Source organism: Bacteroides acidifaciens, assembly GCF_903181435.1.
Lineage (GTDB): Bacteria > Bacteroidota > Bacteroidia > Bacteroidales > Bacteroidaceae > Bacteroides.
On the sequence record NZ_CAEUHO010000001.1, the window covers coordinates 653,271 to 669,706 of the forward strand.

At 42.3% G+C, this 16,436-nt stretch carries 17 protein-coding genes and 3 pseudogenes; 7 read left to right on the top strand and 13 right to left on the bottom strand.

Features of this window, described 5'->3' with window-relative positions; all coding sequences use genetic code 11:
* Positions 1–35: 35 nt before the first annotated feature.
* A pseudogene (locus CLIN57ABFB40_RS02535) lies at positions 36–435 on the bottom strand (hypothetical protein).
* A 170-nt stretch (positions 436–605) separates the two neighbouring features.
* Complete coding sequence (locus CLIN57ABFB40_RS02540; RefSeq protein ID WP_004300906.1) at positions 606–860, bottom strand: type B 50S ribosomal protein L31; 255 nt, start codon at positions 858–860, stop codon at positions 606–608.
* Between the two features lie 370 nt (positions 861–1,230).
* Between CLIN57ABFB40_RS02540 and CLIN57ABFB40_RS02545 the strand changes: the two genes are divergently transcribed.
* Complete coding sequence (locus tag CLIN57ABFB40_RS02545) at positions 1,231–2,235, top strand: class II fructose-bisphosphate aldolase (RefSeq protein ID WP_175628745.1); 1,005 nt, start codon at positions 1,231–1,233, stop codon at positions 2,233–2,235.
* A gap of 248 nt (positions 2,236–2,483) precedes the next feature.
* Here CLIN57ABFB40_RS02545 and CLIN57ABFB40_RS02550 read toward each other — a convergent pair.
* The 7 genes and pseudogenes from CLIN57ABFB40_RS02550 to CLIN57ABFB40_RS02580 all read right to left on the bottom strand — a co-directional run bounded on the left by CLIN57ABFB40_RS02550 (position 2,484) and on the right by CLIN57ABFB40_RS02580 (position 9,788).
* Positions 2,484–3,796 (bottom strand): annotated as a pseudogene (locus tag CLIN57ABFB40_RS02550) (tetratricopeptide repeat protein).
* Between the two features lie 261 nt (positions 3,797–4,057).
* Positions 4,058–5,218, bottom strand: coding sequence for a sodium ion-translocating decarboxylase subunit beta (locus CLIN57ABFB40_RS02555; RefSeq protein WP_120467209.1), 1,161 nt, complete (start codon positions 5,216–5,218; stop codon positions 4,058–4,060).
* Between the two features lies 1 nt (position 5,219).
* Complete coding sequence (locus tag CLIN57ABFB40_RS02560) at positions 5,220–5,651, bottom strand: acetyl-CoA carboxylase biotin carboxyl carrier protein (RefSeq protein WP_175628746.1); 432 nt, start codon at positions 5,649–5,651, stop codon at positions 5,220–5,222.
* A gap of 24 nt (positions 5,652–5,675) precedes the next feature.
* Positions 5,676–6,596, bottom strand: coding sequence for an OadG family transporter subunit (locus tag CLIN57ABFB40_RS02565; protein WP_175628747.1), 921 nt, complete (start codon positions 6,594–6,596; stop codon positions 5,676–5,678).
* A gap of 31 nt (positions 6,597–6,627) precedes the next feature.
* Positions 6,628–8,181, bottom strand: coding sequence for an acyl-CoA carboxylase subunit beta (locus CLIN57ABFB40_RS02570; protein WP_175628748.1), 1,554 nt, complete (start codon positions 8,179–8,181; stop codon positions 6,628–6,630).
* A gap of 28 nt (positions 8,182–8,209) precedes the next feature.
* Positions 8,210–8,614, bottom strand: a complete 405-nt coding sequence (gene mce / locus CLIN57ABFB40_RS02575; RefSeq protein WP_008999807.1) for a methylmalonyl-CoA epimerase — start codon at positions 8,612–8,614, stop codon at positions 8,210–8,212.
* Between the two features lie 175 nt (positions 8,615–8,789).
* Entirely contained in the window at positions 8,790–9,788 is a 999-nt protein-coding gene (locus tag CLIN57ABFB40_RS02580) for a GNAT family N-acetyltransferase (protein WP_175628749.1), read from the bottom strand.
* A 157-nt stretch (positions 9,789–9,945) separates the two neighbouring features.
* Between CLIN57ABFB40_RS02580 and CLIN57ABFB40_RS02585 the strand changes: the two genes are divergently transcribed.
* On the top strand, positions 9,946–10,488 hold the full coding sequence (locus tag CLIN57ABFB40_RS02585) for a beta-class carbonic anhydrase (RefSeq protein ID WP_175628750.1): 543 nt from the start codon (positions 9,946–9,948) through the stop codon (positions 10,486–10,488).
* A gap of 23 nt (positions 10,489–10,511) precedes the next feature.
* Here the strand turns inward: CLIN57ABFB40_RS02585 and CLIN57ABFB40_RS02590 are convergent, their stop codons facing one another.
* Positions 10,512–10,700, bottom strand: a complete 189-nt coding sequence (locus tag CLIN57ABFB40_RS02590) for a hypothetical protein (RefSeq protein ID WP_175628751.1) — start codon at positions 10,698–10,700, stop codon at positions 10,512–10,514.
* Positions 10,701–10,801: 101 nt separating this feature from the next.
* Between CLIN57ABFB40_RS02590 and CLIN57ABFB40_RS02595 the strand changes: the two genes are divergently transcribed.
* The 5 genes from CLIN57ABFB40_RS02595 (at position 10,802) to CLIN57ABFB40_RS02615 (ending at position 13,649) form a co-directional block, all read left to right on the top strand.
* Positions 10,802–11,338 carry a nitroreductase family protein gene (locus tag CLIN57ABFB40_RS02595; protein WP_175628752.1) on the top strand — a complete coding sequence of 179 codons (537 nt, stop codon included), beginning with the start codon at positions 10,802–10,804 and terminating at the stop codon, positions 11,336–11,338.
* Positions 11,339–11,340: 2 nt separating this feature from the next.
* On the top strand, positions 11,341–11,676 hold the full coding sequence (locus CLIN57ABFB40_RS02600; protein ID WP_175628753.1) for a hypothetical protein: 336 nt from the start codon (positions 11,341–11,343) through the stop codon (positions 11,674–11,676).
* Positions 11,677–11,694: 18 nt separating this feature from the next.
* Positions 11,695–12,489: a Rossmann-like and DUF2520 domain-containing protein gene (locus CLIN57ABFB40_RS02605; RefSeq protein ID WP_175630326.1), complete on the top strand. Its 795-nt coding sequence runs from the start codon at positions 11,695–11,697 to the stop codon at positions 12,487–12,489.
* The gene (locus CLIN57ABFB40_RS02610) at positions 12,470–12,991 is read left to right on the top strand and encodes a KdsC family phosphatase (protein ID WP_175628754.1); all 522 of its coding nucleotides are present in this window, start codon (positions 12,470–12,472) and stop codon (positions 12,989–12,991) included. The genes CLIN57ABFB40_RS02605 and CLIN57ABFB40_RS02610 overlap by 20 nt, the downstream gene beginning before the upstream one ends.
* 76 nt (positions 12,992–13,067) lie before the next feature.
* Positions 13,068–13,649: a Maf-like protein gene (locus tag CLIN57ABFB40_RS02615; protein WP_175628755.1), complete on the top strand. Its 582-nt coding sequence runs from the start codon at positions 13,068–13,070 to the stop codon at positions 13,647–13,649.
* A gap of 61 nt (positions 13,650–13,710) precedes the next feature.
* On the opposite strand, the gene CLIN57ABFB40_RS02620 is transcribed toward CLIN57ABFB40_RS02615, so the two are convergent.
* The 3 genes and pseudogenes from CLIN57ABFB40_RS02620 to CLIN57ABFB40_RS20180 form a co-directional block, all read right to left on the bottom strand.
* On the bottom strand, positions 13,711–15,915 hold the full coding sequence (locus CLIN57ABFB40_RS02620) for a tetratricopeptide repeat protein (RefSeq protein ID WP_175628756.1): 2,205 nt from the start codon (positions 15,913–15,915) through the stop codon (positions 13,711–13,713).
* Positions 15,912–16,130: pseudogene (locus CLIN57ABFB40_RS20175) on the bottom strand (DUF418 domain-containing protein); the annotation flags it as partial. The gene CLIN57ABFB40_RS02620 and the pseudogene CLIN57ABFB40_RS20175, both read right to left, overlap by 4 nt.
* A gap of 34 nt (positions 16,131–16,164) precedes the next feature.
* Positions 16,165–16,377 (bottom strand): hypothetical protein, encoded by a 213-nt coding sequence (locus CLIN57ABFB40_RS20180; RefSeq protein ID WP_254871689.1) that lies wholly within the window; start codon positions 16,375–16,377, stop codon positions 16,165–16,167.
* Positions 16,378–16,436 lie beyond the last annotated feature (59 nt).

Here is a 16,436-nt window from a genome sequence, read left to right on the forward strand (position 1 = left end):
GATCCAGGGATTACTCTTATTCATTTTTTTGAATTTTAGCTTCGTTGTCTTTGGGGGTTCCCGAAAAAGATAGTCAGTTCGAAAATAGTAAATATGATTTCGGCTGTTGAATAGCCGTTGAGATCATATTCCAGATTTTTGTTATCGGAGTAATATTTAAGATAAATGGTTGGAGTTCCTTTGTCGAAATCGAGGAGATGTATAATCATAGATGTCTAGGCCGGCAAATTCATTTAATATGGCTGTATTGAAGAGTGTGCACCATCCGGTTGTCTCTTCATGTCCCGACATTTCGAATCTGCGGTGTTCTTTATTGAAATCTTCTTCTTTTACATGTTTGAATTGCTTTTTTATTTTTGTGCTGAACGACAGGCGTTGTCTGATGAAATTGAGAACTTCTTCTTTTGTCATTTGCTTTAATTGGGTTATTTCCATTTTATTTGTTTATTAAGTCACCAAAGGTCGTTTCTTTATTTGATAATCAAACAAAAATGGAAGTGTTTCTTTTAAGAAACTTTCTTTTTGTCGTGATAAGGCTCTCAACAAAAAAGAGAAAATTCCAATTACGGAATTTCCTCTTTTTTCATCTTTAACGAAAGATTGAATTATTTCTTCTTACGGTCACCGTAACGGCTCATGAACTTGTCAACACGACCTGCAGTATCCACCAATGTAGATTTACCTGTATAGAACGGGTGAGAAGTGTTAGAGATTTCAATCTTCAGCAACGGATAAGTTTCACCTTCAAATTCGATGGTTTCTTTAGTTGCTACTGTTGATCTAGACAAAAACATATCACCATTTGACATATCTTTGAATACTACCGGACGGTATGATTCTGGATGAAGGCCTTTTTTCATTTCAGTATCTGTTTTTTTAATTTATATTCTGTTACTATTTTGGTAAGAAATAGTGTAATGGTCATTTTCAGTGCGCAAAGATAATGCATTTCTGTGAAATAGAAAAAGGTTTTGCAGAAAAAAAGATGATAAAGTAATTTGGTGTCTTATTGGCCGGCTCTGATTACTTGCAATTTGGTAATTTTATCTTTTGGCTGTTTGTTTGCAAGGTGGACATTACAATCTAATGTAGAACTGACTTCCTAACGAGATTTAGATGTCCGTTTTAAGCCTTTTTCTACTATATTTTTCTTTCCGATGTTCGTTATTCGGTGGATAATGCTTACTTTTGCGTAGAATTTTTATTCACTAACAATAAACTTTAAACAAAATGGTAAATTACAAAGATTTAGGATTGGTAAACACGAAAGAAATGTTTGCTAAGGCTATCAAAGGTGGATATGCTATCCCAGCATTCAACTTCAACAATATGGAACAGATGCAAGCTATCATCAAGGCTGCTGTTGAAACTAAATCTCCTGTGATTCTTCAGGTTTCTAAAGGTGCTCGTCAGTATGCTAACGCTACTTTGTTGCGTTATATGGCTCAGGGTGCTGTAGAATATGCTAAAGAATTAGGCTGCGCACATCCCGAAATCGTTCTTCATCTTGACCACGGAGATACTTTCGAAACTTGTAAATCATGTATCGATTCAGGTTTCTCTTCAGTGATGATCGACGGTTCTCATCTTCCTTACGAAGAAAACGTTGCATTGACTAAGAAGGTAGTTGAATACGCTCATCAGTTCGACGTAACAGTTGAAGGTGAACTTGGCGTATTGGCAGGAGTAGAAGATGAAGTTTCTGCTGACCACCACACATATACTGACCCTGAAGAAGTTATTGATTTCGCTACTCGCACAGGTTGTGATTCTTTGGCTATCTCAATCGGTACTTCTCACGGTGCTTACAAATTTACTCCGGAACAATGTCACATCGATCCGGCTACAGGTATGATGGTTCCTCCTCCATTGGCATTCGATGTATTGGACGCTGTAATGGAAAAACTTCCGGGATTCCCTATCGTTCTTCACGGTTCATCTTCAGTTCCTCAGGAAGAAGTTGCAACTATCAACAAGTTCGGTGGTAATCTGAAAGCTGCTATCGGTATTCCTGAAGAATGGTTACGTAAGGCAGCTACTTCTGCAGTTTGCAAAATCAACATCGACTCAGACTCTCGTCTGGCTATGACTGCTGCTGTACGTCAGGTGTTCGCAGAAAAACCGGCAGAATTCGACCCACGTAAGTATCTTGGTCCGGCTCGTGACAATATGGAAAAATTGTACAAGCACAAAATCATCAACGTACTTGGTTCTGACAACAAATTGGCTCAGTAATCATCTGATTATTTCAATATAATAGGAGAGGCTGCTTCCGGTTGACGGTGGCAGCCTTTTTAGTTGGTATTAAAGAGTTCTTTAATGTGCTTGATAAATGGGAATTTAGGGGCGTAGCGCCCCAACAAGGCTTCCATTCGGCATGTTGTCGTTTCAGGCACACCCTGAAAGGGCGGAATTGTATATGATTATGCTCTTTCAGGGAATACCGAATGGAAACCTTGCTCCGGCGCTACGCCGGTAAATTATCATTTTCCGTTTTGAAAGAAATCCTCTATTTTCTGTTTGCTTTTCAGGTCTTTCAGCCAGTTCTCGGCAGCGTTATAATAATTTGTTTTTCCTAAAACAAGTTCGCTTTTTTCGTTCAGTTTCGCTTGTTGGTCTTTTTCATCTTTAGGACGTGTTTTAAGGAACGCTTCCAAATATCGTTCTGCACTTTTCTTGTCTTGCAGCGCAGAAATGGAGAGGTGAGCCATGTCATATAGTAATTTGTGATTTTGTTTGTCGTACTTCTGATATCGTTCCTTCATAGACGCTAATTGTTCTTTATACATTTGCGCCATTTTATAACAGTCGGTCATACCTATATAAAGGCGTACCATGCTGCTGTCTTTCGGTATTGACAGATTGATAGCTTGCTCCAAATACTCCACTCCCTGCTTTTTCCACGATGTTTTGGCACAGGATCGTCCGAGGTAATAGAGGAGGTTTACATTTTCCGGGTCGTATTTTCGGGCAACTTCCAAAAAGTCATGTGCCTCGTAATATTTTTCTATCGCATAATAACTAATACCAAGATAGTAGCAGGTATGGAAAGAACTGTCTCCCTGGTTCACCAGGTATTGATAACGACGGATTGCGGTAGAATAATCCTGTTTCAAACAGTATGCCAAAGCATTCTGACGATTGACGGCAATGTTGGTTGTATCGATCTTCCGGTATTTTTCCGTTGCTTCTATTGCTTCGTCATAGTAGGAAGCGGCTATGTTGATTGCTCCTAATTTGGCAGCGGCAAGATAGTCGGCGGGATATTTCTCTTGGATATTGTAGTAGCATCCCGCAGCAGGCAGAAGTTCGTTCATTCCTTCGAAACTCTGTGCTTGTAGATGCAAGGCGATAGCGGAACTGTCTTTTTCCGTCATTATGCTACTTTCTCCTAATGCATCGCGGAATCTTTGTTGGAGAGAAGCAGTCCGATGTACTGTATGCGTACATATTTATTCTCCGGAGTCAAGTCGAGTACTCGCTCATAGTATGCCGATGCTTGCTTGTATTTAGCAAGAGTACGGCAACATTCGGCAGCTTCAATCATTGCACGAGTGTTGGTACTGTCATTAGCTATGATTTCCTGATAGGTGGAAAGGGCTTCCATGTTAAGTCCCAAGCTGCGTAAAGCTTTGCCTTTTTGCAGTAGCAAGGGAGTGGTGGCTTTCTTTTGCGCAATTAGCGAGAGTGCTGTTTCGTAGTCGTAATTTGCCATTGCCTCTTGGATAGGGTCAAGGTGTTGTGCCATTAACAGAGTGGCGGGGCAGAGCAGGAACAATAAAAGCATCCGTTTCATAAATCGTAATTTTAGTGTATCATTTATGAAGCGCAAGTTACTAGAAATATTGTGTTTACGAAGTATTCGTAATTTGTTTCAGATAGATTAACGTACTGATAACACTGGATAACATAACAGAAGAATACTGCACAACGTAAAGAGTTACAATAAAAAATGCCTCTTTCTGCAGAAAGAAGCATTTTTCGGAGTAGAAAAATCTACTTTTATAATTTTAAAGCCTACCGAATAGAAACTCGGTGGGGGGATTGCCCCTTGCTTTTACATCAAGAATCCCAACAGGATACCGGCGGCAACAGCTGAACCGATTACGCCTGCTACGTTCGGACCCATAGCGTGCATCAGCAAATAATTGGTCGAATCGTATTCCAAACCAATCACTTGTGAGATACGTGCCGAGTCGGGAACAGCAGATACGCCTGCGTTACCGATTAATGGATTGATCTTATTACCCTTCTTCAAGAAAAGGTTGAATATCTTCACGAAGATCACGCCTGATGCAGTTGCAATAACGAATGACAATGCACCGAGAGCGAAAATCTTGATAGAGTCGAAAGTAAGGAACTCGGAAGCCTGAGTAGAAGCACCTACTGTCAAACCTAACAGAATAGTAATTGTGTCAATCAACGGACCACTTGCCGTATTGGCAAGACGACGGGTTACACCACTTTCTTTCAACAGGTTACCGAAGAACAGCATACCCAACAAAGGCAGACCGGAAGGAACCAGGAAGCAAGTCAGCAACAAACCGATAATTGGGAAAATCACTTTCTCTGTGTGAGAAACGGCACGCGGCGGTTTCATACGTATGATACGTTCGTTTTTTGTGGTGAGCAAACGCATGATAGGTGGCTGTATCACCGGAACCAACGCCATATAGGAATAGGCGGACACTGCAATGGCTCCCATCAGGTTAGGTGCCAGCTTCGAGGACAGGAAGATTGCCGTCGGACCGTCTGCACCACCGATAATACCGATTGCACCGGCTTGCATAGGATCAAACCCCATTGCTAAGGCGATCATGTATGCACCGAAGATACCAAACTGTGCTGCCGCACCGATCAACATCAATTTCGGATTAGAGATAAGTGCCGAGAAGTCCGTCATGGCGCCGATGCCCAAGAAAATGAGCGGCGGATACCATCCGGAAGTCACTCCCTGATACAATATATTTAATACCGAACCTTCTTCATAAATACCGACTTTCAGCCCGGCATCCATATTAAAAGGTATATTACCGATCAACATACCGAATCCGATAGGAATCAGAAGCATCGGTTCGAATTCTTTGGCTACCGCCAAATAGATGAATACCAAGCCTACCAGAATCATAACCACGTGTCCTACGGTAGCATTAGCAAAACCCGTGTAGGTCCAGAAGTCGGCAAGGTTGTTTCCTAAAAAGTTTATAAAATCTCCCATATTATTCAATAATTACGAGGTCATTACCTTCAAGAACAGAATCTCCCTTATTTACGTTGATGGCAGTAACCTTACCGTCTTTATCCGCATTGATATTGTTTTCCATCTTCATGGCTTCCAATATGATAATGGTCTGTCCTTTCTTTACAGTATCGCCTACATTCACTTTGATGTCGAGGATCACACCCGGCAGCGGAGATTTCACTCCTGATTTTCCGGTAGATGGAGCGGTTGGTTTCACTACTTGAGCAGGAGCAGTAGGAGCATTAGGCATCGGGCGTACTGTCACAGGTTTTGCAACAGGCTTCGGCTGTTTCTCCATTTCTACTTTATAGTGTGTACCGTTCACTTCTACATGAGCGATGTTGTCTTCAATATCTCCGATGGTTACTTTATATAAGTTACCGTTGATTTTATATTTATATTCTTTCATCGTTTTTACTTTTTAAAAGGTGACTTACTTTCTGGAAGGAGTTTCACGCAACGTGTAAATCTTCGAACTCCATGGTGAGTAGCTGCGTTTTACACGAGTGATGGTCAGCACTGTTTCTTCTACGTCATGCACTTCATCTTGCATTTCGTGTAATGCCATAGAAATAGCAGCATAAACTTCGCCCGGAGCTTGTGACAGTTCCTTAGCTTCATGCTTGTCGATGCCTTTAGATTTCATAGCGTTGCGCTTGCTCAAATTAACGGCTGCTTTTCCTATAATCTTGAAGGCTATAAAAAGAAGAATCAATCCGCAGAATACTACACTCATGGCAGAAATGGCCATTCCAATACCATTAGCATCGTGTTCCTCAAACTTTTCCTTCTTGGCATTGCTGTCAAGAGTTTTGTTGTTAGTGCTTGGAGTAACATATTTGTCACTGCTTGCTCCTTTTACTTCCCAGTTTGCTGCTCCATCACTTACACGGGCAAATGATTGATCGGCTTTCAAAGCACCTGCCGGTATTACAATTTGATCCATTAGTTTCCTGCCGGAGTCAAATAATCCTATCCAATTGGCTGTTTCAGGATTCAGTTTAAAATTGGTATGGAAAGTTCCACGGTTAGGTTGTCCGTCTGCCCAAAATAAGGCATGTTGGCGTGGCTTCACTACCGTAAGTATATCACCTTTCGGAATAAAGTAAGTAACTGTATCGCCCGGTTGGCTGCTAACTTTTAACAAGCAAGCTGCCAGGTCGGCGCTACCAAATGATTTATTGAATATTTCAATCCATGCACTGTGCAAGCCGTAATCATCCTGAAAGTTACTTTGGTTATCTATCAGGATTTCGTTCAGCATTAGCTTGTTGTTCGACTTCTTTTCTCCGCAAGAAGTCAATCCAACCAGCAACAGCAAAGAAAGGAATATTCCGATTTTGGTTTTGTTCATAATCGTTCTTGTTTTAATGTGAAAAGTAGGATTACAACGGAATATTACCATGCTTCTTAGCCGGATTGGTCAGTTTCTTTGTCTGCAATTGCTGTAAAGCGCGGATGACACGGAAACGTGTGTTGCGTGGTTCTATCACATCATCAATGTAACCGTATTTAGCTGCATTGTAAGGATTGGCGAACAGTTTCGTATATTCCGCTTCTTTTTCAGCAAGGAACTGAGCCGGATTTTCCTGATCTTTCGCTTCACGTGCGTATAATACTTCTACTGCTCCTGCACCGCCCATAACTGCGATTTCGGCTGTCGGCCATGCATAGTTCATATCTCCGCGAAGTTGTTTACAGCTCATCACGATGTGAGAACCGCCATAAGACTTACGCAATGTGATAGTCACTTTAGGCACGGTAGCTTCACCGTAAGCATACAGCAATTTAGCACCATGAAGGATAACGCCGTTGTACTCCTGGCCTGTTCCCGGAAGGAAGCCCGGTACGTCTACCAATGATACGATAGGAATATTGAAAGCATCGCAGAAACGAACGAAACGTGCACCCTTGCGAGATGCGTTGCTATCAAGCACACCTGCCAGATACTTGGGTTGGTTGGCAACGATACCTACGGATTGACCGTTGAAACGTGCAAAACCGATGATTATATTCTTGGCATAGTCTTTCTGGATTTCCAGGAATTCTCCATTGTCAACAACAGCACCGATAACTTCGTACATATCGTATGGCTTAGTCGGGCTGTCAGGAATGATATCGTTCAGAGAATCTTCCAGACGGTCGATTGGATCTGTGCAATCTACGTAAGGAGCTTCTTCAAGATTGTTCTGAGGAATGTAACTCAACAGTTTGCGGATAAGCGCAAAACCTTCTTCTTCAGTTTGGGCAGTGAAGTGAGTAACACCTGATTTGGTAGAGTGAACGCTTGCACCGCCGAGGTTTTCCTGGCTTACATCTTCACCTGTCACAGTTTTCACAACTTTCGGTCCGGTTAGGAACATATAAGAAGTGCCTTCCATCATCAGTGTGAAGTCTGTCAAAGCTGGAGAATAAACGGCACCACCGGCACAAGGACCGAAGATACCGGAAATCTGCGGAATAACACCGGAAGCGAGAATATTACGTTGGAAGATTTCTGCGTAACCAGCCAAAGCGTTGATACCTTCCTGGATACGTGCGCCACCTGAGTCGTTGATACCGATACAAGGGGCACCCATTTTCATGGCTTGGTCCATGATTTTGCAGATCTTCAGTGACATTGTTTCTGATAAAGAACCGGCAGAAACGGTGAAATCCTGTGCGAATACATACACCAGGCGTCCTTCGATAGTACCGCAACCGGTTACTACACCGTCACCCGGATAATGTTTTTTGTCCATGCCGAAGTTCGTGCATCTATGCTCAACGAACATGTCCATTTCTTCGAAGCTACCTTCATCCAGCAACATGGCTAAACGCTCGCGTGCTGTATATTTCCCTTTTTCATGTTGCTTCGCAATTGCTTTTTCGCCGCCCCCGAGACGTGCTACGGCACGGCGTTCAATAAGCTCTTTAATTTTTTCAAGTTGATTACTCATGAGTTCTTGTTAGTTTTAGAGTTTATGATTAATGTTCGCAGAGTTCTGTCAGTACACCCAAGGTTGATTTCGGGTGAAGGAAAGCAATGCTTAAACCTTCGGCACCTTTGCGCGGAGCTTTGTCGATAAGACGGATTTCCTTGCTTTCCGCTTCCGCCAAAGCATTGGCTACACCATCTTCTACAGCAAATGCAACGTGATGAACACCTGCACCTTTGTTTTCGATAAACTTAGCAATGGTACTCTCAGGGCAAGTCGGCTCCAACAGTTCGATTTTTGTTTCGCCTACTTTTAAGAAAGCAGTTCTTACTTTTTGATCTTCCACTGTTTCAATGTTGTAACACTTCAGACCTAATACATTTTCGTAGTAAGGAAGGGCCTCTTCGATGCTTTTTACGGCAATGCCCAGATGCTCAATGTGTGAAATCTTCATAACTATACTTTTATTATTTGGTTTTAATTATGTGCTTATATGGCATAAAACAGCACAAAGAAAGGCATTTCTTACCTAATAAAGAAATATTTCTGCATTTAATTGTTGGGTTATAAAGCATAAAAAATGGCAGGAAAGGAGCACTGGAAGTCGTTTTGCAATCTTGAGATTACATTTAGACATAAAATTTGACTAGAAGTTTGTTCAACCAAGTCCAACTGACGCGGAACCAGCGGCGTGTGCTGCTTTGCTTTCCACCGAAACGAAGTACGAAATCACGGTAACCGTGCTTGCGGAACGGGAGTCCTACATCCATAAACTCCATATGCCGGAATCCACGTTCGTGAGCGTCTTCCAGAGCTTTCCAAACAGCGAGTACACCGGGATATTGCAATGCATAAATCTTTCGCATCCCACCCGAAAACCAGAGGAAAGCACTGTCGCCGGAATAAATGCAAACAGAGCCGCCGATAATCTTCTCCTTATATTTTACAATGAATATTTTTGCCTGTTTTCCTTTGATTAACATACTGTTCATATGCCTGAAAAAATCATTGGCAGGAAAGTATCTGCGTATGCGGGAAGAATATACTTTGTGCAGCATTCGTGAGAAATCACGTATTTCTTCTACGGTATGCGCTTCTTTCACTATTGCTCCGTTATTAAGCCCTTTTTTTATTTGCCGGATACGCGACGGACTGAATCGGTCTTCGACCTTTTGCATACTGTGCAGCGAATTGCGGACCCGTAGCCAGTTGACCGGAAAATAATCATTGCTTCGGAAGAACTTGTAACCGAACATAGAATTATTCAGATTTCGGAATTCGATGAGGAAACAAGTTCGTGATGCTTCCTGAGTGAGATGTTCGAGCATCTCACCGAATACTTCTTCCGCTTTTTCTTTATTGGTATAGAGGGTTTCATCCAAAGCTTCGCCTTCACTATATACCACACAATGTTTCACCAAAGAGGATGGAAGCCATCTCTTTGCCTTACGGATAGCGGCAAGTAAGCGTGCCACTGGTTTACCATCTTCTGTCGCTACTATTAATAAAGGTGTATACCCTGGAGTTGCTTCATAAATCTGAAACAGCTCTTTGGAGTGGAATGTATTCTTTCCTGATAAATCAGGAATATCCTTTCCTTTATAATATGTTGTTAGCTTAAGTGGCATCTAGGTACAAATTTACACTTTTTATTCTTCATTCAACAATAAAATAGAGAATTTGTTGGGATGATTTAAAGTAACGCGAATGATTTTAGAGAGGTATGTTGTGATAATATGTTCTTTTTTCTTTATCTTTGTATGGTTACATATCAAATAAAAAGCTATGTTAGAAGAAATACTTGCTTACAACAAAAAGTTTGTTGAGAACAAGGGATATGAAGCGTATATTACAAATAAGTATCCCGATAAGAAAATTGCTATTCTTTCCTGTATGGATACACGACTGACAGCTTTGCTGCCTGCCGCATTGGGCATCAAGAATGGAGATGTAAAAATGATTAAGAATGCAGGAGGTGTTATTTCCCATCCTTTTGGTAGTGTGATTCGTAGTTTGCTTGTGGCTATTTTCGAGTTAGGAGTGGAAGAAATCATGGTAATTGCACATTCTGACTGTGGAGCTTGCCATATGCACAGTGAAGAAATGATCGAAAAAATGAAAGCACGGGGGATTAACCCAGATTATATCGACATGATGCGTTTTTGCGGAGTTGACTTTCATTCCTGGTTGGATGGCTTTGAAGATACGGAGAAGTCGGTGAGAGGGACTGTCGATTTTATAATGCGCCATCCTTTGATACCGACAGATGTAAAAGTCTACGGATTTATTATTGATTCTACGACCGGAGAGTTGAGCAGGATTGTGTAAACAGGTTTTTCTTAAATCTGATATTATCGGAAACAGTATAAAAAATAAGGCAGCTCTTTGTTAGCTGCCTTTATCTTTTTGCGGTTATAAACTTTCTTTGACTGGTGCACCCGTTTATGACAAATGGGGTGTCCGTACATCTCTATTTCAGCCTCCCGGCTTGCTTTACGATTCGCTTTAATGTAATCGTCCTGCGTAATTCGCTTTTTCATATCTTGATATTATTTGTCAGTGCAAAGATACTATTTTATTTTCTATTACGCCCCGTTTGCATTATCTTTGCATACATTAATCAAATGAAACCGGAAATAATATGGAAAATTTCAGTGAATTGATAAAGAACCGTCGCAGTATGCGCAAGTTTACTGATGAAGAACTGACACAAGATGAAGTTGTTGCATTGATGAAAGCAGCTTTGATGTCTCCCTCTTCCAAACGCAGTAATAGTTGGCAATTCGTAGTAGTTGATGATAAAGAAATGTTGAAAGAGTTGTCCCATTGTAAGGAACAGGCTTCTTCCTTTATTGCCGATGCCGCTTTGGCAATTGTCGTAATGGCCGATCCGCTGGCGAGTGATGTCTGGATTGAAGACGCTGCTATTGCTTCCATTATGATACAGTTACAGGCAGAAGACCTGGGCTTGGGAAGCTGCTGGGTACAGGTGCGTGAACGCTTCACTGCTACCGGGATGCCTTCTGATGAATTTGTCCATGGGATATTGGATATCCCTTTACAACTTCAAATTCTTTCCGTCATAGCTATCGGACACAAAGGGATGGAACGTAAACCTTTCAACGAAGAACATCTTCAGTGGGAGAAAATTCATATAAATAAGTTTGGGGGGAAATAACAATGGGAGCTGCTAAAGCAAATAATAGTAAAGACACCTATATGGCTACTGCCGTTACCTTTATGGTAATCGGAACACTCTATCTGATTGATAAACTGATTCATTTTTCTTCCATCGGTTTGCCCTGGGTGATGAATAAGGATAATATGTTGCTGTATGCTTCTATCTGTTTCCTTATTTTCAAACGCGATAAATCCATCGGCTTCGTATTGTTGGGGCTTTGGCTGGTGATGAATATCGGTTTGGTAATGTCACTGCTGGGTTCACTGTCAGGATATTTGCTGCCACTGACATTACTGATTGCCGGAGTTGTTTTATTTTGGATTGCAAAACGATAGAGAAACGGTAAATAAATGATGAATAGAAGTATAGAAGATACCCCGATTGTGTTTATCGGTGCGGGAAACCTGGCTACCAACCTGGCAAAAGCGCTCTATCATAAGGGGTTCCGCATTGTGCAGATATACAGCCGGACTGAAGAATCCGCCCGTGCCTTAGCCGGACAGGTAGAAGCTGAATATACCACCGACTTACAGGAAATATCGAAAGAAGCCAAATTATATATCGTATCTTTGAAAGATGCTGCTTTTGTAGAATTATTGCCCCAGATAACGGAAGGCAAACAAAACGCCCTGTTGGTACACACGGCAGGAAGTATTCCAATGAGTATTTGGGAAGGATATACAGAACGCTATGGAGTGTTCTATCCGATGCAGACGTTCAGCAAGCAGCGTGAAGTCAAATTTCAAGAGATACCTTTCTTTATTGAAGCCATAAGACCGGAAGATGCGGAGTTTCTGAAAGCTATTGCCGCCACTCTCTCGGAGAATGTCTATGAGGCAACTTCCGAACAGCGCAAGAGCCTTCATCTTGCCGCTGTTTTTATCTGTAACTTCACCAATCATATGTATGCCTTGGCGGCGGAACTACTTGAAAAGTATAACTTGCCTTTCGACGTTATGCTTCCGTTAATTGATGAAACGGCGCGTAAGGTGCACGAACTGGCACCCCGTGATGCGCAAACCGGTCCGGCTGTGCGTTATGACGAAAATGTGATAAGCAATCATCTTGCGATGTTGACGGACTCGCCGGCATTGCAGGAAATATATAAACTAATGAGCAAAAGTATTCATGAGCACCATCAATTATGATTTATCCCGAATCAAGGCATTGGCTTTTGATGTCGACGGAGTATTGAGTTCAACCACAGTTCCGTTGCATCCTTCCGGTGAACCGATGCGCACTGTGAATATCAAGGACGGATATGCTATCCAACTGGCTGTAAAAAAAGGACTTTATATTGCCATTATCACCGGTGGGCGGACAGAAGCTGTACGCATCCGTTTTGAAGGATTGGGGGTGAAGGACTTGTATATGGGGTCTGCCGTGAAGATACATGATTATCGCGCTTTCCGAGATAAATACGGATTGTCCGACGATGAGATATTGTATATGGGAGATGATGTGCCTGATATTGAAGTGATGCGGGAATGTGGGCTTCCCTGCTGTCCGAAAGATGCAGTGCCGGAAGTGAAATCCGTTGCGAAGTACATCTCTTATGCAGACGGCGGTCGTGGCTGCGGTCGTGATGTCGTGGAGCAGGTCTTGAAATCTCATGGTTTGTGGATGGCACAAGATGCTTTTGGCTGGTGATAAAATTAATTATATAATTGACAGACATCAACAAACGGTATTTTCAATCATAAATCGTCTAATCGTAAATAGAACAATGCTTGATAATCTAAAGAAATATCAGATCATACTGGCTTCCAATTCACCCCGTCGGAAAGAGTTAATGTCGGGATTGGGAGTAGATTATATCGTCAGGACATTGCCTGATGTAGATGAGTCTTATCCCGATACTTTGGCAGGTGCGGAGATACCCGAATTTATTGCCCGCGAAAAGGCTGATGCCTATCGTGCCATGATGAAACCGGGAGAACTTTTAGTGACGGCGGATACCATCGTCTGGTTGGACGGAAAAGTCCTGGGTAAGCCGGAAGGTAGGGAAGGAGCAATTGAAATGCTTCGCACGCTTTCAGGAAAATCCCACCAGGTTTTCACGGGTGTTTGTCTGACCACTACCGAGTGGCAAAAGAGCTTTACCGCCTCTTCCGATGTACAGTTCGATGTCTTGTCCGAAGACGAAATCCAGTACTATGTTGACCGTTACCAGCCTTTGGACAAAGCTGGTGCTTATGGCGTTCAGGAATGGATCGGCTATATCGGGGTAAAATCTATTTCCGGCAGCTTCTATAATATAATGGGACTCCCCATACAGAAACTGTACGGGGAGTTAAAGAAATTATAGTTGATAAGCTTGAATCCTGAATCCTAGGAAGAAAATCCTGAATCTCAGGAGAAGCGGCAAACTAGATTAAATCCAGCATCAAAGGAATATCCTCTTCTCGAACACCCTGTTTGAGGAGAGATTCCTCATCTTTATGAAACATTTCAAGGAATCGTTCCCGGTTTCCACTGGCTGTAATCGCTTTTCCGTAAAAAACTGCCGCCTTCTGAACATCTCCCATCACCCAGGCAACATGTCCGGCGTTCATATAGTCGATAGCCAATGGTTTCTGTTCGATGATTTTCTCGTAATACTTCATCGCCTGCTCGTATTTCAGGCTGATGAATGAACACCATCCGATGCCACGCCATGCTTTTACGCAATTACTTTCGATGAAATCCAGTTTGAAGAAATAATTCAGCGCTTCTTCATATTGTCCCATTTCAGCCAGGCAGCTACCGATATAGAAAGTTACATTCACATCTTCGGGCGCAACTTCTTCCACTTTTTTATAATACGTAAGGGCTGCCTGATAATTCCTGTTCAACCGATAGCAAATAGCCAGATGGCGATTATTCCAGATATTGTCCGGTTTCAGCGTATCGGCTTTCAGATAGGCCTTGACAGCTTCTGCGTATTTCTTTCTTTTCTGTAATGCATACCCGAACTTTTGATAATACTCTGCACTTTCCTCATCAAATTCACCGATAGTCTCTAACTCCTCAAAAATCTCGATAGCCTCGTCCCAGCGTTCCTTTGATAAATAGAAATCAGCAATAGGGAATAATACATCTTCCCAAAACAACACATTGTCGAGCGCAGGGACATGATGGAGATCGAGCTTTTCTTTAAAAATATCCCTGAATTCCTGACGGCGTACACTGAGCTTGAAGAAACGGTAAAGGTCATGCAGGTACTGGTTGCTAACCGTTCCCGGGCGTTCATTGAACCGTTTCATTGTTTCAGCATTCGATTTTTCCGCCAATTCGGCCACCTGCTGTTCGTTGAGCTGGCTCAACATCATATCCTGCTGTGCCTGTGGTAATTGGTGGATGGTGAAGAATAACGAATACTTGTCGCTATTGCTGAAAAATCCCGACTGAAGAATCAAGTCCAATAAACTGCTTCCCTGATTTCCTACCTTTTTCAGCGATTTTAGCACATTAGACTGCTGCTTGCTGAATGGATAAAACCAGTTTTGTACTTCGCGGAAGAACGGATAATTCTTCAAAGCGGCAAACGTGCTCATATATACATCGGCTCCTTCCAACTGGAGTTCGTTCATTTCACGCAATTTATCTCCCAATCCCGACTTCTCGAAAGCATCTTCCCAGTCCGGATTCTTATCGTCATTCTCTTCGTCGTTTTCTTCAAAACCGAACCTCATATTCTTCATCGAAGAAACATTTTTCAGCATTTCGGGAATAATCTCTTCCCGCATCTTCTTGTCGATTTTCTCCGTCTCCTGACACAACAACATCTGACGGTAAATACGTGCGACGTCATCAACAAAAGAAGGAATTTCTTCCATGAGATCCACCCGCTTGATAAGTTCCGGGTAGAAAGTGAGCCGATTTCTGTAAATGTGGAAGATAATCATTGCACCTACCAACGCCCGTTGGTTGACGTTGACATCCGGATGACGGTATGCGTCGAGTAGCCACATGATTTTCCGTAAGTCGAAACACTCCATTAGACTCAACGTGACAGCACTGACGAACAAGCATAAATCATCTCCCGGAAGTAATTCGGATACCAGCATAGCTTGGGCTTCTTCTTCATCCTGCGGATTCCATGCACTGTTTGTCCAAGTTCTTATGAACATAAATTTGAGTGTATCTTCATGTCGTTTCAAGACTCCATCCATCTTTTCGTCAGACAGCAATCCGCTGACTGCCAAGTCGTCATTAAAAGACTCCAATATATGCAGTATCGTCTTAATGCCATAATCCGACAATTCCGGTGACACGGGAGTGCGGCGCACTTCATGATAATATCTTGAAGAAGCGTTATCCAGCATGAGCAACCGCGATTGGTCGGCGATTCCCCATGTGTCCGCCACCATTTTCTGATACAGGTTCCATCGCTCTGGGTCGTTTGCGCCTTGTCTCATATAGTCCAGCATGTACTTGTATGAGGTCTGCAATTGTTCCAGACGGGTACGTAAATCCCAGTCAGGACACTGCCAAAGCAAGGATTCCAGTTGCATCAAGGCTTCCTTGAGCCTTTTGTCCTCAAGCAAGGTGCGTATATATGCGTATTGGTCATTAATTGTTTTTTCGTTCATTGTGATTTAATTTTTAATTTTTTTCCAATCCAGGTCAGGCGTTTCCAAAGACCTTCAAAAGGACCGTGTTTATGATGACGGAGCCACCACGAACAGAATGCCATTTGTAATAGAACAAAAAGGATGCCAAAAAGGAAACTGTATGTAATTCCTAAATACCGTCCCAGTTCGAACCCCCAATGATAGAACAAAAGAGAACCGAAAATTGATTGCCCTCTCCAAATGGCTTGGTCGGTGAAGTTCATCCATTCAAAAGGGACCTCTTTCGGGAAAGAGTAGAAATTGAAATGTTCGATACTGTGCAAGAGAATAATGCCCAGCTAATCCTCTCAATACGTCGGCAACGTCAACTCGGGCATTGGGTTCAGCGATTTTGTGTTCCATGATTTCTTTTGTATATCCGAGTTGTGCATATCCTGCAAGGTTGATACGCTCTTTCAGTTGGAGAAGTGTTTTTCGCATGAAGTAGTTGTTATTTGATTATGGTTGATACTTATCGAACAAGGGCAACTCTTTTCACA